Genomic DNA, 20822 nt, shown 5'->3' with positions numbered 1-20822 from the left:
ATCGTGATCTAACAAACCGTGACGAGTCGAGACGCAATGCAGAGACCGACGATCAAGACCATCGCGCAGGAGACGGGGCTTTCCATCGCCACCGTTTCCAAGGCCCTGAAGCATTCGCCTCAGGTTCGCCCGGAAACGCGCGCGATCGTGATCGCGGCGGCGACACGCGTCGGCTATGAACTGAACATGCATGGCGTGCAACTGCGCACCGGCAAGACCTATCAGGTCGCCGCGATCATGACGGCGCCGGGCCCGAAGCAGAACGAATGGGAAGGCGTCGAATACGCCCAGCTCTTGAGCGGTATTTCCTGGGCGCTGGAAGACAGCCCCTATCGCGTCTCGCTCTATGCCGTCCGGAATTTCGAAGAAAGCCAGGCGGTCATCAAGCAGATCGTGTCATTGAAGAAGGCCGACGGCATCATCATCTCAGGCACGCGCGCCGACGATCCGCGCATCCGCACCATGCAGGCGGCGGACTTCCCCTTCGTCACCTACGGCACCAGCATCCACAACGCACCGCATGCCTATGTCGATGCCGACAACGAGCAGATGATCCGGGTGTCGATGGCACGGCTGATCGAGCGCGGCCACCGCCGGATTGCTTTGCTCAACCCGCTCTCGGACCTGAGCTACGGTATCACGCGGCTGGAAGCCTACAAACACGCCCTGGAGGCGGCGGGGCTTCCCTATGATCCGGCGCTCGTTGCCCATGGCCGGCTGACGCCAGCCTTCGGTCGGGAGAACGTGCTGACGATGTCGGAACTCAGCGATGCGCCGACCGCCTATATCTGCGCCAACGAAGCCTCCGCGCTCGGTGCCTTCTCGGGCTTCCATGAGCGCGGACTGGTGCATGGGCGTGACGCCGTGATCAATGCCACCGACGATCTCAATGTCAGCCAATATTTCGCGCCGCCGATCACCACCTACTACCTGCCGATCAGCGAACCGAGCAGCCTGCTCGGCGCCTACATCCTGAGGCGCATGGAAGGTGAACCGCCGGAGGCGCTGCAAACGCTCCTGATGCCCGATCTGATCGAGCGCTGCGACGATCGCTTGAATCCGAACCGTTGATGGAACCGTGGTCCGGAAGGGCCGCTCACTCATGCTTCAGAATATAAACGTTTATATTTGGGCGCCAGACAAACCCCAGGCCGGACCCAACCGGCCGAGAGAATGACGAAGGACCGACCCGTGCACATGCCCTTGACGAGATCGAACCGCTTCAACGCCAAAGAGCAGCAGACGGACATGCTGGAACTCGGCGTCTGCTACTATCCGGAGCAGTGGCCACGCGAGAAATGGGAAGAGGACGCCCGCCGCATGGTCGAGCTCGGCCTTGCCTGGGTGCGCATCGGTGAATTCGCCTGGGCGAAGATTGAGCCGCGGCCGGGCGAGTTCCATTGGGCGTGGCTGGATGATGCCATCGACGTGCTCGGCAATGCCGGCCTCAAGGTGATCTTGGGAACGCCGACCGCCGCGCCACCGAAGTGGCTGATCGATCGCTATCCCGACATTCTGCCCGTCGACGCCAAGGGTGTGGTGCGCAAGTTCGGCGCTCGTCGTCACTATTGCTTTTCCAGTCGCCGCTATCGCATCGAGGCGGCGCGCATCTCCGAAGCCATGGCCGAGCGCTACGGCAAGAATGCCTTCGTGCACGCCTGGCAGACGGACAACGAGTACGGCGACCACGACACGATCTACAGCTATTCCGACGAGGCGCTCCGCGCTTTCCGCGAATGGCTTGAAGCCCGCTATGGCACGGTCGAGGAACTGAACCGCGCCTGGGGCACAGCCTTCTGGGCGATGAACTATCTCAGCTTCGACGAAGTCGATCTTCCGAACAACCTTGTGGAGGAGCCGAGCCCGACCCATATCGTCGATTATATCCGCTTCTCTTCAGACCAGGTGAAAACCTTCAACAAGACGCAAGTCGACATCATCCGCAAGCATTCGCCGAGCCGTCCGGTGACGCACAACTTCATGTCGCAGAATACCGACTTCGATCACTACAAGGTCGGCGAGGATATCGATATCGCGTCCTGGGACGTCTATCCGATGGGCGGGTTGTTGAACGGCCGGCTCTCGTCGGAAGACAAGGGCCGCTACTTCCGCGTCGGCGATCCGGACCAGCCCGCCTTCAACCACGATCTCTACCGCGCCGTCGGCAATGGTCGCGTCTGGGTGATGGAACAGCAGCCGGGTCCGGTGAACTGGGCGTCGCACAACCAGTCACCCGCCGACGGCATGGTGCGGCTGTGGACCTGGCTCGCCTATGCCCATGGCGTCGACATGGTCTCTTATTTCCGCTGGCGCCAGGTGCCGTTTGCGCAGGAACAATTCCATGCCGGACTGCTCTTGCCAAACAGTGAGGCGGACCAGGGCTATCTCGAAGTCGCGCAGGTGGCAGAAGAGATGAAGCGGCTTCCCAAGGGGGAACGCCGCCAGAAGGCAAAGGTCGCGATCCTGCTCGACTACAATTCGCGCTGGGCGACACGCGCGCTGCCGCAGGGACGCACCTACCTGGCGTCGGCAATCGCGCTCGACTGGTACTCGACCGTTGCCCGCCTCGGCGTCGACGTCGATTTCATCGGCCAGCATTCGGACCTCGAAGGCTACCAGCTCGTACTCGCGCCCGACCTTGTGATCCCCGACCAGGCTTTCGTTCAGAAGCTCGCCGCGTCTGGCGCCAGGATTCTGTTCGGACCACGCAGCGGTAGCAAGACCAGGGATATGCACATTCCGGAAGGCCTGCCGCCGGGTCCGCTCGCCTCACTGATCGACCTCAGCGTGTCACGGGTCGAGTCACTGCCGGAGTTTCACGGCGAGAGCGTGCTCTATGGCAACGAGACCTATCCGGCCGGCGTCTGGCGCGAGACCGTCAGGACGAGCGAGATCGTGCTCGCGACCTTCGAAGGCGACTATCGCAACGGCGCGCCGGCGCTCGTCGGCAACGACAAGGCGCGGTACCTCGCAACCGGCGCCCGCGGCGAACTGCTGAAGAAGGTGATCGGCGATGCGCTGGGCTGGGCCTCGGTCGAGGCACTGGCGGATTTGGGCGACCTGCGCATCACCCGCCGCGGCAAGCTCACCTTCGCCTTCAACTACGGCAAGACGGCCGTGGACGTGCCGGCGCCTGCCAACGCGACCTTCCATGTCGGCGGCCGCAAGCTTGGCCCCGTCGATGTCGCGATCTGGTCGGAGTAATCGGGAAGCGGGAACACGCCTGTTTCCAAAACGATATCGCTTGTCACAGCGCGCATCGGTCCAGCTGCGCGCTGTGAGCGCGCGTGCACGGAAGGAGGCATTTATTCCGAAAGAACAAGAGCGACGCACCGCAGCTCGAAATGCGGTGCCTAAAAAGCGAGCTGCATGCACCTGAACAGCCAAGGCTGAGGGTGCATCTCCCGCAAGCTCTTGAAAATGCGGCTATATGAGATTGGCACAGGCTTTGCATTCCTGTCTTGTATGCAAGATAGAGCCGCACCGACCGTCCATAATCCGATCGAGAAATCCATCGTCTCCGGTATCCTCTCGGGCCGCATAAAACCCGGAACGCGGCTCAGCGAGAACCAATTGGCCGCTCTCTTCGGCGTGTCGCGGACCCGGGTGCGCGAAGCGATGATGCGCCTCGAGGCACGCTGCATCGTTCATGTCAGCCCACGGAGAGGCTGGTTCGTTGCGCAACCATCAGCCGAAGAGGCGACGATGGTCTATGACGCCCGGCGCGTCATCGAAGCCGGGCTGCTACGCAGCATGCGACCGCTGACGGAGAGTGGCCGCGACAGGTTGCATGCCCATCTTGCTGAAGAGAAGGCGGCGATCGAAACCGGCGACCGCCAGCGCCTCACCTGCCTGATGGGCGACTTCCATATTCGTGTGGCCGAATTGGCGGACAATGCCGTTCTCATCGAGATCCTTCGCGATCTCACGGCCAGAACCATTCTGATTTCGATGCTTTATCAGTCGGATTTCCACGCCCTGCAATCACACCTCGGGCACTGCCGTATCGTCGAAGCGATGGAGCAGGGGGATTTTTCGAGAGCCGCCGCGCTCTCCGTCGAGCACCTGGACGAGGTGGAAACCGGACTGGACCTGACGAGGCATCCCGATCCTCTGGCCGATCTCCGGCGATCCCTCTCGCTTCCTCCAAGGACCGTGACTTCGCCGTCGAGGACGTCACGCAGCGAAACACCGCAAACCCAAGAAGGAGAATGACTCAATGCTCGCAAGACGACTGTTCATCGCCATGGCGGCGATGGCCGCGACCATCGGCTTCGGCTCGGTTTCCCATGCCGACGCGCTTGGCGACATCACGTCGCGCGGCACGCTTCGCGTTGCCGTTCCCCAGGATTTCCCACCTTTTGGCAGTGTCGGCACGGATATGGCGCCGATGGGCTATGACGTCGACATGGCCAATCTGATCGCAGACAAGCTCGGCGTGAAGGTCGAACTCGTGCCGGTTACGAGCGCGAACCGGATTCCTTACTTGCAGACCAACAAGGTCGATCTGGTGATTTCGAGCCTTGGCAAGAATCCGGATCGGGAGAAGGTCATCGATTTCTCCGCCGCCTATGCGCCCTTCTTCAATGGCGTGTTCGCGCCCGCGGAATTCGCGGTCACCACGCCGGAGGAACTCACCGGCAAGGTCGTAGGCGTCACCCGCGGCGCGGTCGAAGACCTGGAGCTGACCAAGATCGCGCCGGCAGATACCGTCATCAAGCGTTATGAAGACAACAACGGTACGATCTCCGCCTTCTTGTCGGGGCAGGTCGAGGCTGTCGCGACCGGCAACGTGGTGGCGGCTGCCATTCTCGCCAAGAACCCGCCGAAGCGGCCGGAGCTGAAGTTCCTGATCAAGAACTCGCCCTGCTACATCGGGCTCGGCAAGGAGCAGCCTGCCCTTCTTGAAAAGGTCAATGGCATCATCGCTGCCGCCAAGGCCGACGGCTCGCTGAACGCCATTGCGCAAAAGTGGCTCGGCACAGACTTGCCGACCGATCTCTGACCAACCAGCCGCGCTGCCTCGCCGCTAGAGCATCCTTAGTGCTTTCGTCTGAACGCACGGGGGATGCTCCAGGCGGGACGGCGCCGGCGGATACTCGTCAAACCAGGGGTACGCCTTGAATTACCAGTTCGAATTTGGCTGGCTGCTCGAATATTATCCTCAGATCATCAAAGGGATAGGGATCACCGTTCAACTGATCGCGGTTGGCGCCGTCGCCGGCATCTCGCTCGGCATCTGCTGCGCCTGGGCGAGGGCGCTGGGTCCAGCCTGGCTCAAGCCGGTGGTCGCAGCCTATGTCGAGCTGATCCGCAACACGCCGTTCCTGATCCAGCTTTTCTTCATCTTCTTCGGCCTCCCGTCCCTGGGACTGCAGCTTAGTGAACTGCAAGCCGCCAATATCGCCATGATCGTCAATCTCGGGGCCTATAGCTGCGAGATCATCCGCGCCGGCATCCAGGCGACGCCAAGGGGGCAGTTCGAGGCAGGCGCCAGTCTTGCGATGACTCGCTTCGAGACATTTCGATACGTCGTGCTGGTTCCGTCGCTCCAGCGCATCTGGCCGGCCCTTTCATCGCAAGTCGTCATCGTCATGCTCGGCTCCGCCGTCGTGTCGCAGATCGCCGCCGAAGATCTCACCTTCGCCGCCAACTTCATTCAATCCAGGACTTTCCGGGCCTTCGAGGCCTACATCGTATCCACGATCATCTACCTCGTCCTGGCGATCCTGCTTCGCCAGGCGCTGGCGATCGTCGGCGGGTTCATTTTCCCACGGAGGACCGCGCGATGATCGAGTTCACCATTTGGGATATCTTGCGCAACCTTCTGCTCGCGACGCGGTGGACAATCGTCCTCTCGCTTGTCTCGTTCCTGGGCGGCGGCATCGTCGGGCTTGGCTTGCTATTCCTGCGCATCAGCAAACGCAAATCGCTGCGATCACTCGCCCGCTATTACATCGAGCTGTTTCAGGGCACGCCGCTGCTGATGCAACTCTTCATCGCCTTCTTCGGGCTGGGCCTATTCGGTGTCGACGTGCCGGCTTGGCTTGCCGCCGGATTGGCGCTGATCCTTTGGACCGCAGCCTTTCTCGGGGAGATTTGGCGCGGATGTGTCGAAGCGGTTGCCAAGGGGCAATGGGAGGCTTCCGCCAGCCTCGGCATGGGCTGGCTGCAACAGATGCGCTACGTCATCCTGCCGCAGGCGATGAAAGTTGCGGTTCCGCCAACCGTCGGGTTTTCCGTTCAGGTCATCAAAGGCACGGCGCTGACCTCGATCATCGGCTTCGTCGAACTGTCGAAGGCCGGCACCGTCGTCACCAACGCCACCTTCCAGCCCTTCACCGTCTATGGCCTCGTTGCCCTGATCTATTTCGCGCTCTGCTGGCCCCTGTCGAAGAGCAGCCAGATCCTCGAAAGGAAGCTCAATGTCGCTCATCGAAATCACTGAAGTCCGCAAGAGTTACGGCGAGAACGAAGTTTTGAAGGGGATCGATCTTGACGTTGCGCCGGGCGAAGTCATCGCCATCATCGGCAAGAGCGGTTCTGGCAAATCGACGCTGCTTCGTTGCATCAATGGCCTCGAGACGATCAACAAAGGCTCGATCTCAGTTGCCGGTGCGCAGCTCCTCGACGACGAGGTGCATCTGAAGGCACTGCGACTGAAGGTCGGAATGATCTTTCAACAGTTCAATCTTTTTCCGCATCTGACGGTCGGTGGCAACGTCATGCTGTCGCAGATGGTCGTGAAGAAGACGCCGAAGCCGGAGGCGGAGACGATCGCTCGCAAGATGCTGGAACGAGTCGGTCTTGCACACAAGTTCGACGCTTATCCCGATGAGCTTTCAGGCGGGCAGCAGCAGCGCGTGGCGATCGCGCGTGCGCTTGCCATGCAGCCGATCGCGCTGCTCTGCGACGAGATCACCTCGGCCCTTGACCCGGAGCTGGTCGCCGAGGTGCTTGCCGTCGTGCGCGAGCTTGCCGCAGAAGGCATGACGCTGCTGATGGTGACGCATGAGATGAAATTCGCTCGCGACGTCTGCTCGCGGGTCGTGTTCATGCATCAGGGCCGTGTCCATGAGGTGGGGCCGCCGGAAGAGGTTTTCGCCCGTCCGCAGACACCGGAACTGAAGCAGTTTCTCGGCCTCCATTGAGAGGCCGAGACCGGCCCGGTCCAAGCGAGATTGGCGCTATGCCAAACCGTGGTCTTACGTCGCGGTGTCGTGGAGCGCTAGACGCGCTCCAGCGCCACCGCGATGCCTTGGCCGACGCCGATGCACATGGTCGAGAGCGAATAGCGCCCGCCGGTTTCGTGCAGTTCGCGCGCGGCGGTGCCGGTGATGCGGGCGCCGGACATGCCGAGCGGATGGCCGAGTGCGATGGCGCCGCCGTTGCGGTTGACACGCGGATCGTCGTCGGCAATGCCGAGGTCGCGCAGGACGGCAAGCCCCTGCGAGGCGAAGGCTTCGTTGAGTTCGATGACCTCGAACTGCTCCTGCTTGAGGCCCAGGCGCGCCATCAGTTTCTTCGACGCCGGCGCTGGCCCGATACCCATGATGCGCGGCGGAACGCCGGCGGTCGCGCCGCCGAGGATGCGGGCAATCGGTCGCAGGCCATACTTCTTCGCCGCCGCTTCCGATGCAATGATCAGGGCGGTTGCGCCGTCGTTGACACCGGAGGCGTTGCCGGCGGTCACTGTGCCGCCTTCCTTCTTGAAGGGCGTGCCGAGCTTGGCAAGCGCTTCCATCGTGGTTGCGCGCGGGTGTTCGTCGCGATCGACGACGACGGGCTCGCCCTTCCGCTGCGGGATCGTCACGGCAACGATCTCCTTCGCCAGTCGTCCATTCGCCTGCGCCGCCGCCGCCTTCGCCTGGCTGCGGACGGCAAAGGCGTCCTGATCCTCGCGGCTCACGCGGAAGTCTTCGGCGACATTTTCGCCGGTCTCCGGCATGGAATCGACGCCGTATTGCTTCTTCATGACAGGATTGACGAAGCGCCAGCCGATCGTCGTGTCGTAGATCTCGGCGTTGCGCGAGAAGGCGGTGTCGGCCTTTGGCAACACGAAGGGCGCGCGCGACATGCTCTCGACGCCGCCGGCGATCATCAGTTCGGCTTCGCCCGAGCGGATCGCGCGGGCCGCGGTAATCACCGCATCCATGCCGGAGCCGCAGAGCCGGTTGATCGTCGTGCCCGACACGCCGACCGGCAGACCGGCGAGCAGAAGCGACATGCGCGCGACGTTGCGGTTGTCCTCGCCCGCCTGGTTGGCGCAGCCGAAGATGACGTCGTCGACCGCGTCCCAGTCGACATTGGCGTTTCGCTCCATCAGGGCGCGAAGCGGGATCGCGCCGAGATCGTCGGCCCGTACCGAGGAAAGCGAACCGCCGAAGCGGCCAATCGGGGTGCGCACGTAGTCGCAGATGAATGCCTCGGCCATCACGCAGCCTCCTTGTCGCCCTGATGCGCCTTCTTGGTGCGGGCATTGATATCGCGAAGGGTCGCAAGTTCCAGTTCCGTTGGCGCCGGCGTTTCGATCACCTGCTCGGCGAACTTGATCGCCCAGCGGCAATTGTCGACGATCTGCTCGCGCGTCACGCCAGGGTGGACCGAAACGACGGTCAGTTCCTTGGTCTCGGGATCCGGCTCCAGGATGCAGAGATCGGTGATGACCCGGGTCGGTCCCTTGGTCTTCATGCCGAGCCGTTCGCGATGATTGCCGCCTTCACCATGGCCCATGGAGGTGATGAAGGGCAGTTTTTCGACGAAGCCGCGCTTCGACAGCGCCATGGTGATGAAGATGCGGCCGCAATTGGAGGCGATTTCCGGGGCGCCGCCGCCGCCGGGAAGTCGCACCTTCGGGTGATCGTAGGGGCCGACGACCGTGGTGTTGAGATTGGCGAATTTGTCGATCTGGGCGCCGCCGAGGAAACCGGTGGTGATGCGCCCGCCCTGCAGCCAATAGCGGAACATCTCGGGCACGGAGACCGTGAAAAGCGCTGTATCGCAGAGTTCGCCGTCGCCGATCGAAAGCGGCAGCACGTCCGGCTTGGTTCCGACCGTGCCGCTCTCGTAGATCAGCGTGATATCCGGCGCATGCGTCAGCCGCGCGACGTTGCAGGCAGCCGATGGGGCGCCGATGCCGACGAAGCAGACGTCGTCGTTGGAAAGGGCCCGGGCGGCGGCGATCGTCATCATTTCGGTGGGGGTGAAGTCGCTCATCTTATCCTCCCTTTAGGCCGCCTTTGCCGGCTTGTTGCCGGCATGCTTGGCGAAGTCTTCCGGCTTGGCGTTCAAAACATTTTCCTTGATCCAGGCGGTGAAGCTGTCGCGGTCGCGGGCGATCTCGTCCCAGCCGATGTAGAAGGCGTTGGAGCGCGGATAATAGCCGTGCGCATAAGATGGGAAGGCGCCGCCCGGAACATGGGCAACAGCCGTGATTGCCCAGCTCGGCAGAACAAGCGAATTGGGCGACGGCGGGTTGAGTTCGTCAACGATCTCCTCGACCGTGACGATCGAGCGCCTAGCGGCGAGAACCGCCTCCTTCTGCACGCCGACGATGCCTTCGATCAGCACATTGCCCTTCCGGTCGGCGCGCTGGGCATGGATGATCGTGACATCTGGGCGAATCGCCGGCACGGCGGCCAGCACTTCGCCGGTGAAGGGGCAGGTGACCGACTTGATGTTGGGGTTCACCTTCGGCAGGTCGGCGCCAATGTAGCCGCGCAGCGTCGCAAAGGGCAGGTTGGCGGCGCCCGCCTCATAGGCATTGGCCATCGCCGCATGGGAGTGCTCCTCGATTTCGAGCGGTTGCGGCCACTGGTTTTCGACGGCATCGCGGAACCGGTGCAGCGAGCCGACGCCGGGATTGCCGCCCCAGGAAAACTTCATGCCCCGCGCCGCGCCCACGCCGATCAACTGGTCGTAGAGAATGTCCGGCGTCATGCGCACGAGAAAGAGATCCTTGCGGCCCTGGCGGATCACCTCATGGCCCGCGGCATAGGGGATCAGATGGGTGAAGCCTTCCATGGCGACGGTGTCGCCATCCCTGACATTGTCGCCGACGGCCTCGGCGAGCGAAACGATCTTCGCCATGTTTCCTCTCTCTGATGCTTTTCTGTTTGCGGCCCCGGCAATTTTTCGGCGGCGAGGCGGCTTGCTCTTCCGCATGCCAATAAGCGCCGATCAGAAAGTGCGGTCAAATATTTTGTGCGTTATTTGACTTTTGTTCGTATATCGCACAAAGTCACTGTCGTGATTTGGGAGGCGACAATGCGAGAGACCGATTTCGTCAGCGGCTTTGCCAGAGGGCTGGCGGTGATCGAAGCCTTTGATGAAACACGGCCGAAGCTGTCGATCGCCGAGGCGTCGAAGATCACCGGTCTCGACCGGGCGACGGTGCGTCGCTCGCTGCTGACCCTCTCCGAACTCGGCTACGCGGACTATGACGGCAAGTTTTTCGCGCTGACGCCGAAGATCCTAAGGCTCGGCCATGCCTATCTTTCGGCAACGCCGCTGCCGACGATCATCCAGCCCTATCTCGACCAGCTTTCGGACCGCGCCGGGCAGAGCGCCTCGGCCTCGGTGCTGGATGGCACCGAAATCGTCTACATCGCCCGGGCCTCGCAGAAGCGGGTGATGTCGATCAACCTGACGACGGGTTCGCGACTGCCTGCCTATTGCGCCTCCATGGGGCGGGTGTGGCTCGCTGCTTTGCCGGAGCAAGAGGCGCGCGACATCCTTTCGCGCTCGAACCTCAAGGCAAACACGCCCTATACGAAAACCGATCCGGAGGAATTGATCGCCGAGTTCCGCCGCGTGCGCGAGCAAGGCTACGCGCTTATCGATCAGGAACTGGAACTCGGTCTTTGTTCGATTGCCGTGCCGCTTGAAAATGATCGCGGCCGGATTGTCGCGGCGCTGAACATCGGCGCACCGGCCGCGCATGTAGCTGCGGCGGAGATGGTGGAGCGCTATCTGCCGTTGCTCAAGGAAACGCAGGCCGCCCTGCGTGTGGTCCTGCGATAGCAACTTTACCCGCCTGTGCTTGACGTTCCGCGGCTGCGCCCTTCTTACTTTCACTTGGCGAGGAACCCGGGCTGGGGAGTAGAGATTCATGACCGACGACACGCATCCGCCGGAAACCAAGCTCACGACGACGAAGCGGCGCTGGGCCGCGGACGGCAAGTTCCTGACCGGACGGATCGCCCGACCGGAAGACGAACGCCTGCCGCCCGGTCAGCATCTGGTCAAGGATTGGCCGGTGCTTGACCTCGGTCAGCAGCCGATCATTCCGACGGAAAGCTGGCGGCTCGAAATCACCGGCCTTGCCGAGCATCCCTTATCGCTCGCCTGGGCCGACTTCAAGGCGTTGCCGCAGAGTGACAGGCTCTCGGACATGCACTGCGTCACCACCTGGTCGCGCTATGACAACCGCTGGCAGGGTGTCGCGACGCGTGATCTGCTGGATCATGTCATGCCGAAGCCCGAAGCGAGCCATGTCATGCTCACGAGCTATGACGGCTATACGACCAACCTGCCGCTCGAAGACTTCGCCGCCGAGGATGCGATCCTGGCGACGGACTGGGAGGGGCAGCCGATCAGCCGCACCCATGGCGGGCCGATGCGGCTCGTCGTTCCGCACCTCTATTTGTGGAAGAGCGCCAAATGGCTGACGCGCATCGATTTTCGCGCCAGAGACGCCGCAGGGTTCTGGGAGAAGAACGGCTACCACATGCGCGGCGACCCGTGGCGCGAGGAGCGCTATTCCGACGACTGATATCTTCGCCGCCTCCCAAGGCTTTTCCGGATCCATCAGCGACTGCAGGCCCGCGGGCTGGTAGCGCCAGAAGAGCTCGATGCCGTCTGAATGGACGGCCGATCCTTCCGGCCTTCCGCAATGCTCCCGTAATCCGCTCCCCCCAAAGTTCGGCAACAACGTTTTCAAACAAGCGCGGTTGTCGATGCGATTGGTCGTCTTGCCAATGTGGATGATGCTGTTCGGCGCGGGTGCAGGCCATGCCGACGACAAAGGACTGTGGATTGCGAACGATCCGCAACGCAGCACACAGCATCTGTACGATCCCTGTCGTGATGGTCGGCTCTGCTCGAACGCTACATCTCCCTACAAGCGACGCTGGTCGATGTCGGAGGAAGGTGTTCGCCCAATTCTCGGCTGCCCAAGCCGAGGCTCGTGATCGCATGGATGCCGTACCCAGTCGTTCGGCTAGGTACGGCGTTGGACAGCTAGGAGGCAAAGGCCGGCTTGCGCGCGCCGATCCTCAGTACGTAGTAGATAGCCCCACCGATCGCGACACCGAAGAACCAGCCATAGGTTCCCCACCAGGCCGGAAGGACATTCGTGAATGTCGGCAGGATCGACGAAAACAGGGCGCCGAACGCAAAGGCGATAAAGGCGTTGCTATGCCATCCGCTCTTGAAGCGGAATTCGCCATCCTCATGGTAGAGCGCTTCGACGTTGAGCTGGGCTCTGCGGATCAGATAGTAGTCGACCATCATCACCCCGAAGATCGGCCCCATTGTCGAACCGATGAAGTTGACGAAATGCGCGGCTCCCGTTTCCCACGGCGCGAAGGGATAAAGGATGAGGGCGATCAGGGCCGCAATGTAGCCGCCGCGCTTGAAGGTGATCTGCCGCGGAAAGACATTGGCGAAGTCGAAGGCGGGCGATACGAAATTCGCCACGACGTTGATGCCGAGCGTTGCCACGGCAAAGGTCAAGGCCGCGAGCAATGCCAGGAACCAGCTTTCGAATTTCGCCGAGATCTGATCCGGATGCAGCAGCACCTCGCCATAGACGGCAAAGGCCGCCGTCGTCGTCACGCCCGCGACCAGGCAGAAGGCGAGGAGGTTGATCGGCAAGCCCCAGAGATTGCCCTTGCGCAGCGTCTTCTCGTCCGTCGCATAGCGCGAGAAGTCGCAGAAGTTCAGATAGAGCGCGGCGAAATAGGTGATCCAGGTGGCAGCGACCGCCGCAAGCGCCGGGAAGGTGCCGGGCTCCCAGGGTACGCCCGCATCCTTGGTCTTTTCGATGAGCACATCGCGCGGGATTTCCGAGCCGAAGGAGAAGGTTCCGGATTTGACGATTAGATAGACGGCGAGGATCAGCATCATCACCCAGACGGCGGGGCCGGCCCAGTCCTGGAATTTTCGAACGGTCTCCATGCCGCGCTGGATGATCAGCAATTGCAGCGACCAGACGACGACATAGCAGATGACCTCGAGCGTCGAGTGGCCGAGCATGTGGCTGTTCTGGTGAAACGCCAGCATACTTTCGTTGCGGACGAGAAGCGCGACGATCGCGCCTGAGGCGGCGGCCGTCTGCGCGCCATACCAGAAGCAGGCGACGACCGCGCGTACGAGTGCCGGAACGTTGGCACCGAACGTCCCGAAGGAGGCGCGGGCGAGCACGGGGAAGGGCACGCCGGTGCGCACGCCCGCATTGCCGACGAGGCTCATCAGGAAGAAGATCACCAGCGACCCGATGCCGATCGCGATGACGAAGTTTATGAAGCTGCCGCAGAGCAGGAACAGGCTCGCTGCGAGGTAATAGCCCCACAGGCTATGTACGTCGGATGTCCACACATTGAAGATGCTGAAAGCGCCCCACCGGCGCTCCTCGGCCGGTGCCAGATCCTCGTTGTACAACGAGGGCGACGGATCGCGTACTGCCATGTCTTCCTCCGTATATCCTCCGGGTCCCCCTCGGACCCGAGCATTGATTCTGCTCCCGTTTTGAGTCGTTGCAAAAGTCTTTTTGCCGTCGCCCGGTCGCGTGGCAGCTACGGCAACGGCGCGGGCGCGGCAGCGAAATCTGTATACTCTTGATATATCCCGAAGCGGCAATCATATTGGATATACACGAGGTATATCCCGGAGGCGGTTATGGCGGAACAAGGTGCCGTTTTTCGGAGCAATCGTAGTCAGGCGGTTCGGCTGCCCAAGGCCGTCGCGCTGCCTGATGATGTTAAACGTGTCGATATTGTTGCGGTAGGGCGAGCGCGGATCATAACGCCTGCCGGCGAGTCGTGGGACAGTTGGTTCGACGGTCAGGCTGCAACGGCCGATTTCATGTCAGCGAGAGAGCAGCCGGCGCCCCAGGAGCGCGAGGCTCTCTGATGCTGAAATATATGCTCGACACCAATATCTGCATTTTTACGGTCAAGAACCGGCCGCAGCCGGTGCGAGAGGCGTTCAACAGGCACCACGGCCAACTATGCATCAGCTCGATCACGCTCATGGAATTGATCTATGGCGCGGAGAGATCGGCGATGCCTGAACAGAACCTGCCCGTAATCGAAGGCCTTTCGGCACGTCTGGAGGTCCTCAGCTATGATCAGGCAGCAGCGAGCCACAGCGGCCAGTTGCGCGCCGAGCTTGCGCGCACCAGCACGCCGATCGGTCCTTACGATCAATTGATTGCCGGCCACGCGCGATCGCAGGGGCTGATACTGGTGACAAACAACCGACGCGAATTCGATCGGGTGCCAGGCCTTCGCGTCGAGGATTGGACTGTTCCGGCGCCGTGACGCGAAACCCGACGAAACTGCGTCGCGTTACTACGCACCAAGTCTCTCCCGCTCGGCGAGCCGCCATGCACGCGGCGTCATGCCGGTGTGGCGCAGGAAGAAGCGGGAGAAATAGGCAGGATCGGCAAAGCCGAGGCGGAAGCTGATTTCCTGCACGCTGGCGCGGGTAAAGACCAGCTCGCGCCGCGCCTCGCCGACAAGCTTTCGCGAGATGATCTCGTGGGCGCTGAGGCCGATGATGGCGCGCGTGATGCGGTTGAGATGGGTCGGCGACAGACCAAGTTCGCGGGCATAGGCTGCGGCTGGCCAGTGCGAGCGGTGGTGTTGCTGCAGGAGCGCCTGGAAGCGCTGGACCCGCTGTTCGTTTTCGCTATCGGCCGTATCGTCCCGCTCGTCGCTTGCCTCGTCGAGACGCGCCGTCAGCGTCAGGGCCGAGGTCAGATAGGCATCCAAAAGGTCGGCGCGATTGCTGCGGTTGGTTTCCCATTCCCTGGCCAGGCGGGTGAGGGTTGCTGCGATGTAGGCCGCATCCTCGCGGTCGTCGAGCCGAGTCAGATGCGGGCTGGCCAGCCATGCACCGAGACGGCTGCGTTCGCCGGGAGATGTCTTGAGATGCGAGGCCGGGATGGTGAAGACGAAGCCGTCGATGTCGCGTGAGAAGCGGAAGCCGTGGCTGAGCGCCGGTGGAACCATGATCACGGCCGGAGGCTCTATGGCATGCACCGCGTCGCCAAAGACGGCGTCGCCGGAACCGGCGGCAATGTACAAGATCTGGAAGAAGCTCTCGTGGCGATGGAGCCCGATCTCCCAATGATAGAGGCTGCTGCGTGACGGAATCGTCTCGCAATGCAGCCAGAAATCCGGCCGCTCGCCGATCCTTTCGCCATAGAGGTCATAGGTCGGAACCGTCCTCTTCATCTCACGTATCCCAAAGCCATGTTCGATTTGTGCAATTTCATGGCGGATTTGTCCATTGAGAGCGAAGTCCGCTCGGCGCAGATTTTGCCAAAAGACAATTGTGCCAAAAGACAATTCTGGAGGAGAGCATGCGCACCAAGGTCGTCATCATCGGGTCGGGCCCATCCGGGCTCTTGCTTGGGCAATTGCTGAGGGAAGCCGGCATCGACAACGTCATTCTCGACCGCGTCAGCAAGGAATACATCCTTGGGCGCGTGCGCGCCGGCGTGCTGGAGGAGGGGACGGTCGGCTTGATGGATCGCGCCAGGGCAGGCGCACGAATGCACAAGGAGGGACTTCCGCACGACGGTTTCTCGCTTGCCTTCGACGGTCGCGACCACCGCATCGATCTCAAGCATCTGACCGGCGGCAAGCGCGTCATGGTCTATGGCCAGACGGAACTGACGCGTGACCTGATGGAACATCGCGAGCGATCGGGTGCGACGACCATCTATGAGGCCGGCCATGTCGAGCCGCATGATTTCGACGGCCAACGGCCCTACGTCACTTTCGAGAAGGATGGCACGACGCAGCGCATCGATTGCGACTTCATTGCCGGCTGCGACGGCTTTCACGGCGTCAGCCGCAAGTCGGTCCCCGAAAAGGCGCTCCGCACCTTCGAGAAAGTCTATCCCTTCGGCTGGCTCGGCATTCTGGCCGACGTGCCGCCCGTCGATCATGAACTCATCTACGCCAACCATCCCCGCGGTTTCGCACTCTGCTCGATGCGCTCGCAGACGCGCAGCCGCTACTACATTCAATGCTCCGTGAGCGAAAGGATCGAGGACTGGTCCGACGAACGTTTCTGGGACGAGTTGCGCCGGCGGCTGCCGCAGCACCATGCCGAGGCGATGGTGACCGGTCCTTCCTTCGAAAAGTCGATCGCGCCGCTGCGCTCCTTCGTCGCCGAGCCGATGCGCTTCGGTCGTCTGTTCCTGGTCGGGGATGCCGCCCATATCGTGCCGCCGACCGGGGCGAAAGGGCTGAACCTCGCGGCCAGCGACGTGCACTATCTCTTCGAAGGCCTGCTCGAGCATTATCAGGATCACTCGAATGCCGGGATCGATGCCTATTCGGCACGGGCGCTCGCGCGTGTCTGGAAGGCGGTGCGGTTCTCCTGGTGGATGACCACCATGCTGCATCGTTTCCCGGGCACCGGCGATTTCGACCAGCGGATCCAGGAAGCCGAGCTCGACTACCTCACCCACTCGGTTGCCGCCGAGACGGTGCTGGCCGAGAACTATGTCGGATTGCCTTACTGAGAGCAGAGGGCGCGCTCGAGCCATTCGCCCCTGAGCAGTCCGTAGATTGCTGTGTCCCAACGGGCATCCCCGACCTTGGCCGAGCAACGCCGCACGCCTTCCTCACGAAAGCCGAGGCTACGGTACGTGCGGATCGCTGCCTCGTTGAAGGTGTAGACGTTGAGTTCCAGCCGCTCGAAAGAGCGGTTGGCGAAGAACCGCTCGGTCACCTCACGCAGAAACGGCCGGGCGAGGCCGCGACCGCGCATGGCAGGGTTAATGGCAACCCGGCTGAGGCGGCCGACACCGTTCTGCCAATCAAGCGCGACCTGTGCATGGCCGGCGAGCTTGCCGCCGACCAGGCCGGCGAACATCAACCGTTCAGGCTCGGCAGCTTTGGTTCCCGCAAGCATCGCCTCGATGTGTGCGGCTTGCAGTGGAAAGGAGAGACCAGGGCCGCCCCATTGCACCAGCGCTTCCAGGCTCGAAAACCAATCGAGCATCTCGGGAATGTGCGCTTCGGAAAATGCGTCAACGAGGAGGGGAGCGGTCGGCATGGATCACCAATTCTGTCGGGACAGCAATCTGGGTTGCAGGCCGAAGCTTGTAAAGCCGCAGCCGCGCGCAGTCTCAGATTGCATCCATCGCCAGCCGCATATCCTGGACCGTGGCGCGGGTCGCCTCGACATAGGCGTCGACTAGGTGACGGTTTCTCGTATCGCGCAGCCAGCAGAGGCTGAGATCCGATGCGATGCTGGGGAGGAAGGGTTTGATCGTCAGCCGGTCGCGCTGGCCAAAGGCGAATACCGGATCGACGATGGCGATCCCCAGTCCATTGGCGACCATTTCACACACCGCCGGCGCAAGGGTCGCGTCCATGATGTAGTTCAGGCGGGTGCCGTAGCTATCGAGTGTGCTTTCGATCTTCTGCCGGATGCGGTTGTCCGCGGCAAAGCCGATATAGGGTTCGCCGTGGATGTCGCCGGGCACGATCTCCTGTTTCGCAGCGAAGCGATGATCGCGCGGCGCGATGCAGACGAGGTCTCCGCCGCGGAGCGGAACGCACTCGATATAGGGGTTGTCCGTATTGCGGTTGATCAGGCCGATATCCACCTGCTTGGACAGAAGCCATTCGACGATGAACTGCGAACTGCGGATCACCACCGAGATGTAGGCATCGCCGTGCCGGGCGAGAAAGCGCTTGTTGGTGTGGCTGATGAAGAGGCCGGAAAGCGCCGGCATCACGCCGAGCGAGATCTGCCCGAGTTCCTCGCGCCGGATCAGGTCGACGGCACGCTCGATCTGCTTGATGCCGGCAAACACTCGATCGATTTCCTTGTAGAGCCGCATCCCATGCTCCGAAGGAATGAGCCGCCCCTTGATGCGATCGAACAGTTCAAGTTCCGTATCTTCTTCGAGATGCGCCAGGAGCTTGCTCACCGCGGGCTGCGAGATATGCAGGACTTCCGCGGCACGGCTGACAGTGCCGCATTCGATCACGGCTTTGAGAGCCTCGATTTGTCGCAGGTTCGGTGCGCGCTTCATCCCATAACTTCTCACAGGGCCGACCTGCCTTCACCCTAGCTTTGCGCGCAGAGGTTGACAATCCAGCTCGCGAGGCCTGTGCAAAATATAGCCCTTCGCGGTTCCGGCTTAGATGTCTAGCTATAACCTTTTGGAATGGGCGCAGGCTTAAAAACAATTAGACGGGTCAAATTTGCTGCGCCTATCTATAGGCAGGCTGCAACCGGATCGATCCGGTTGCGCGATTGGCGACAGGACCGGAAGAGCGCGCATGCGCGCACCGGCGCCATCAAGTCACGCTGGGAGGCGAGCGGAGGAACAATGGTATTCGGGCAGAAAATCAATCGCAGGAACGCGCTCAAGCTGCTGGGCGCAGGTGGCGCTACGGTGCTCGCCGCGCCCTACATCATTCGATCGGCGCGCGCTGAGGGCTCGGTTCTCAAATCACCACCTATGACAAGTTCCTGCCGCAGGATTTCATCGAGCAGTTCCAGAAGGACAGCGGCATTGAGGTTCGCGTCCGCCTGACGGACCACCAGGGCAAACAGCACAACCTGCTGACGGCGGAAGGCGCAAATCCGATGGAACGGCATGACTTTCAAGGCGTCCGCGGGCGCGCTGTCGCCCAAGGCCGGTGACGCGATCTACGTCGTGCTGCGGCCGGAAGCGATCCAATGTTCGGCAGGCGAACCGGGTGTCGTCAACCGGGTGAAGGGGCGCATCCGCCAGCGCGTTTTCAAGGGCAACCATACATCGCTCAAGGTCGAATTCGGCGAGGGGCATCTACTCAACGCGCTCGTTTGTCCGAGCGAAGTGGAAGGGCTCGGCCGCGACGACATCTGGGTTGGCTGGTCCTCGGAGGCGACCACGCTCATCCGTCCCGCAACGCTTCATGGAAACGACGTCTCGACGGCGCACGTCGGCGACTATCAAATGAAATGGAAAACGACATGCGTGTAGGTATTGCGGGTGCTGGCTCTATTGCCTTTGGCACTGCCGCCCTTCTGGAAAAGCTCGGACACAAGGCAACGCTCTGGTCGCCGTCTGGCACGGGAACCCTGGCACTTGCCGAGGGGGAAAGCCTGACGGCCGAAGGTGCCGTCAAAGGCACTTTCCTTCCGGCCGTTGCGAAAGGCGCGGAAGATCTGGTCATCGATGCGGATGCGGTCCTCATCGCGCTGCCGGCCTACGGCCACCGCTTCGTGCTGGATGCGATCGCACCGCATCTGACGGCCGGGCAGGTCGTGATCTTCAGTTCGCATACCTCGTTCGGAGCGCTTTATCTTTCGTCGCTGCTTGCGGCGCGCGGTATCACCGTGCCGATCGTTGCCTGGGGCACGACGATCGTCAGCGGCCGGAAGCTCGGCCCGGCGGTCGTGCACGTAAATACGATCCGCAAGCAGGTCGACCTGGCGACCGTTCCCACATCGGAGAGTGCGCGCGGGCATGCGGTCTGCACGGCGCTGTTCGGCGAACATTTCGTCGACCGCGGCAGCCTGCTGGCCATCGCCCTTTCGAACCTGAACCCGCAAAACCACCTCGGCATCGCGCTCGGCAACATGTCGCGCATGGAGCGCGGCGAAAGCTGGGTGCAGGCGCAAAACGTCACCCCCAATATCGGCCGCCTTCTGGAGACGCTCGATCGCGAGCGCCTGGCCATAGCCGAGAAGCTGGACCTGAAGGTGCGCGACATCTTCCAGCATTTCCACCTGTCGTTCCATGTGCCCGTCAGTACCATCTCGCAGATGAACCAGGAAATGTACCAGGCCGGAAACAACGGCACCGGCCCTGCGACAGCGGACAGCCGCTACGTGACGGAAGATGTCCCCTTCGGCCTGGTAGTCACGGCGCAGCTCGCGCGCCTCGCTGGCTGCCCGGCGATCCTGCATGAATCAGGCATCCGCATCTTCTCGGCCATGTATGGCCGGGACTTCGAAGGCGAGAACGATCTCTTGCCCGAACTGGGCCTCGAGCGACTGGGTCTCGAAGGTCTCGACGCCCTGTGTCGCACCGGCTTTCCGCCCATTGCCGCTGCCGATCGAGCCGAGGGACGTGCCTGAATGACCGAACGCTTCCTGTCTCATCTTCGTTCCGAACTCGAGGGCCTGAAGACGGCCGGGCTCTACAAGTCCGAGCGTGTCATCACGTCGAAGCAGGCGGGCGAAATCGAGGTCGCCTCGGGCGACCGGGTGCTCAACTTCTGCGCCAACAACTATCTCGGCCTTGCCGACAACGAAGAACTCGCCGAGGCGGGCAAGAAGGCGCTCGACCGCTACGGCTACGGCATGGCGTCCGTGCGCTTCATCTGCGGCACGCAGGAAGAGCATAAGCAACTCGAGGCGCGCATCTCCTCCTTCCTCGGGATGGAAGATACGATCCTCTATTCCTCCTGTTTCGATGCCAATGGTGGCCTGTTCGAGACGCTGCTTAGCGAAGAGGACGCGATCATCTCCGACGCGCTCAACCATGCCTCGATCATCGACGGCGTGCGCCTCTCCAAGGCCAAGCGTTTCCGCTATGCCAACAACGACATGGCGGCGCTGGAGGAGGAACTGAA

Annotated in this window: 23 protein-coding genes and 1 pseudogene; 16 read left to right on the top strand and 8 right to left on the bottom strand. The window is 62.1% G+C overall.

All coding sequences use genetic code 11. The features are described from left to right. Positions 1-36 precede the first annotated feature (36 nt). The 7 genes from AC0C6X_RS19680 to AC0C6X_RS19650 all read left to right on the top strand — a co-directional run bounded on the left by AC0C6X_RS19680 (position 37) and on the right by AC0C6X_RS19650 (position 7151). On the top strand, positions 37-1071 hold the full coding sequence (locus tag AC0C6X_RS19680; RefSeq protein ID WP_472954731.1) for a LacI family DNA-binding transcriptional regulator: 1035 nt from the start codon (positions 37-39) through the stop codon (positions 1069-1071). A gap of 120 nt (positions 1072-1191) precedes the next feature. After that, on the top strand, positions 1192-3204 hold the full coding sequence (locus AC0C6X_RS19675; RefSeq protein ID WP_472954894.1) for a beta-galactosidase: 2013 nt from the start codon (positions 1192-1194) through the stop codon (positions 3202-3204). 261 nt (positions 3205-3465) lie between these two features. Continuing rightward, the gene (locus tag AC0C6X_RS19670) at positions 3466-4215 is read left to right on the top strand and encodes a GntR family transcriptional regulator (protein ID WP_472954730.1); all 750 of its coding nucleotides are present in this window, start codon (positions 3466-3468) and stop codon (positions 4213-4215) included. A 4-nt stretch (positions 4216-4219) separates the two neighbouring features. Continuing rightward, positions 4220-5005, top strand: coding sequence for a transporter substrate-binding domain-containing protein (locus AC0C6X_RS19665; RefSeq protein ID WP_472954729.1), 786 nt, complete (start codon positions 4220-4222; stop codon positions 5003-5005). 115 nt (positions 5006-5120) lie between these two features. Then, the gene (locus AC0C6X_RS19660) at positions 5121-5792 is read left to right on the top strand and encodes an amino acid ABC transporter permease (RefSeq protein WP_472954727.1); all 672 of its coding nucleotides are present in this window, start codon (positions 5121-5123) and stop codon (positions 5790-5792) included. Continuing rightward, the gene (locus tag AC0C6X_RS19655; RefSeq protein WP_472954725.1) at positions 5789-6448 is read left to right on the top strand and encodes an amino acid ABC transporter permease; all 660 of its coding nucleotides are present in this window, start codon (positions 5789-5791) and stop codon (positions 6446-6448) included. Before AC0C6X_RS19660 ends, AC0C6X_RS19655 begins: the two co-directional genes overlap by 4 nt. Next, a complete protein-coding gene (locus AC0C6X_RS19650; RefSeq protein ID WP_173519792.1) occupies positions 6426-7151 on the top strand; it encodes an amino acid ABC transporter ATP-binding protein in 726 nt (241 codons plus the stop codon). The genes AC0C6X_RS19655 and AC0C6X_RS19650 overlap by 23 nt, the downstream gene beginning before the upstream one ends. Before the next feature lie 77 nt (positions 7152-7228). Here the strand turns inward: AC0C6X_RS19650 and pcaF are convergent, their stop codons facing one another. The 3 genes from pcaF to AC0C6X_RS19635 are packed head-to-tail and all read right to left on the bottom strand — an operon-like array spanning position 7229 to position 10089. After that, positions 7229-8434, bottom strand: coding sequence for a 3-oxoadipyl-CoA thiolase (pcaF, locus tag AC0C6X_RS19645; RefSeq protein WP_173519793.1), 1206 nt, complete (start codon positions 8432-8434; stop codon positions 7229-7231). Beyond that, positions 8434-9216 (bottom strand): CoA-transferase subunit beta, encoded by a 783-nt coding sequence (locus tag AC0C6X_RS19640; RefSeq protein WP_472954722.1) that lies wholly within the window; start codon positions 9214-9216, stop codon positions 8434-8436. The genes pcaF and AC0C6X_RS19640 overlap by 1 nt, the downstream gene beginning before the upstream one ends. A gap of 12 nt (positions 9217-9228) precedes the next feature. After that, complete coding sequence (locus AC0C6X_RS19635) at positions 9229-10089, bottom strand: CoA transferase subunit A (RefSeq protein WP_173519795.1); 861 nt, start codon at positions 10087-10089, stop codon at positions 9229-9231. Positions 10090-10266: 177 nt separating this feature from the next. Here AC0C6X_RS19635 and AC0C6X_RS19630 point away from each other — a divergent pair, with 177 nt between their 5' ends. Then, on the top strand, positions 10267-11022 hold the full coding sequence (locus tag AC0C6X_RS19630) for an IclR family transcriptional regulator (protein ID WP_472954720.1): 756 nt from the start codon (positions 10267-10269) through the stop codon (positions 11020-11022). An 88-nt stretch (positions 11023-11110) separates the two neighbouring features. Next, positions 11111-11773, top strand: coding sequence for a sulfite oxidase-like oxidoreductase (locus AC0C6X_RS19625; RefSeq protein ID WP_472954719.1), 663 nt, complete (start codon positions 11111-11113; stop codon positions 11771-11773). A 467-nt stretch (positions 11774-12240) separates the two neighbouring features. Here AC0C6X_RS19625 and AC0C6X_RS19620 read toward each other — a convergent pair whose 3' ends face one another. Then, entirely contained in the window at positions 12241-13689 is a 1449-nt protein-coding gene (locus AC0C6X_RS19620; protein WP_173519798.1) for an NCS1 family nucleobase:cation symporter-1, read from the bottom strand. 210 nt (positions 13690-13899) lie between these two features. Between AC0C6X_RS19620 and vapB the strand changes: the two genes are divergently transcribed. After that, complete coding sequence (gene vapB / locus AC0C6X_RS19615) at positions 13900-14133, top strand: type II toxin-antitoxin system VapB family antitoxin (protein ID WP_173519799.1); 234 nt, start codon at positions 13900-13902, stop codon at positions 14131-14133. Next, positions 14133-14543, top strand: a complete 411-nt coding sequence (gene vapC / locus AC0C6X_RS19610) for a type II toxin-antitoxin system tRNA(fMet)-specific endonuclease VapC (RefSeq protein ID WP_173519800.1) — start codon at positions 14133-14135, stop codon at positions 14541-14543. The genes vapB and vapC overlap by 1 nt, the downstream gene beginning before the upstream one ends. Before the next feature lie 30 nt (positions 14544-14573). On the opposite strand, the gene AC0C6X_RS19605 is transcribed toward vapC, so the two are convergent. Beyond that, a complete protein-coding gene (locus AC0C6X_RS19605; RefSeq protein ID WP_173519801.1) occupies positions 14574-15461 on the bottom strand; it encodes a helix-turn-helix domain-containing protein in 888 nt (295 codons plus the stop codon). A 128-nt stretch (positions 15462-15589) separates the two neighbouring features. Between AC0C6X_RS19605 and pobA the strand changes: the two genes are divergently transcribed. Then, positions 15590-16762, top strand: a complete 1173-nt coding sequence (gene pobA, locus AC0C6X_RS19600) for a 4-hydroxybenzoate 3-monooxygenase (protein ID WP_173519802.1) — start codon at positions 15590-15592, stop codon at positions 16760-16762. Here the strand turns inward: pobA and AC0C6X_RS19595 are convergent. Both AC0C6X_RS19595 and AC0C6X_RS19590 read right to left on the bottom strand, forming a co-directional pair. Further along, a complete protein-coding gene (locus AC0C6X_RS19595) occupies positions 16756-17298 on the bottom strand; it encodes a GNAT family N-acetyltransferase (RefSeq protein WP_173519803.1) in 543 nt (180 codons plus the stop codon). The two genes, pobA and AC0C6X_RS19595, sit on opposite strands and share 7 nt — an antisense overlap. 73 nt (positions 17299-17371) lie before the next feature. Further along, entirely contained in the window at positions 17372-18286 is a 915-nt protein-coding gene (locus tag AC0C6X_RS19590) for a LysR substrate-binding domain-containing protein (RefSeq protein ID WP_173519804.1), read from the bottom strand. 135 nt (positions 18287-18421) lie between these two features. Here AC0C6X_RS19590 and AC0C6X_RS19585 point away from each other — a divergent pair. After that, positions 18422-18652 (top strand): annotated as a pseudogene (locus tag AC0C6X_RS19585) (hypothetical protein); the annotation flags it as partial. Between the two features lie 14 nt (positions 18653-18666). Here AC0C6X_RS19585 and AC0C6X_RS19580 read toward each other — a convergent pair. Then, a complete protein-coding gene (locus AC0C6X_RS19580) occupies positions 18667-18858 on the bottom strand; it encodes a hypothetical protein (RefSeq protein WP_246304713.1) in 192 nt (63 codons plus the stop codon). Here AC0C6X_RS19580 and AC0C6X_RS19575 point away from each other — a divergent pair. From AC0C6X_RS19575 to AC0C6X_RS19565, 3 genes are all read left to right on the top strand, one after another. Beyond that, the gene (locus tag AC0C6X_RS19575; protein WP_472954718.1) at positions 18857-19225 is read left to right on the top strand and encodes a TOBE domain-containing protein; all 369 of its coding nucleotides are present in this window, start codon (positions 18857-18859) and stop codon (positions 19223-19225) included. The two genes, AC0C6X_RS19580 and AC0C6X_RS19575, sit on opposite strands and share 2 nt — an antisense overlap. Then, the gene (locus AC0C6X_RS19570) at positions 19216-20325 is read left to right on the top strand and encodes an NAD/NADP octopine/nopaline dehydrogenase family protein (protein ID WP_472954717.1); all 1110 of its coding nucleotides are present in this window, start codon (positions 19216-19218) and stop codon (positions 20323-20325) included. Before AC0C6X_RS19575 ends, AC0C6X_RS19570 begins: the two co-directional genes overlap by 10 nt. Next, the coding region (locus AC0C6X_RS19565; RefSeq protein ID WP_472954716.1) for an aminotransferase class I/II-fold pyridoxal phosphate-dependent enzyme at positions 20326-20822 on the top strand (497 nt) is incomplete at its 3' end.

This window comes from Ensifer sp. VA4 (assembly GCF_055710065.1).
Note: the sequence above shows the minus strand (reverse complement) of the source record. Positions and strands in the feature narration are given on the sequence as shown.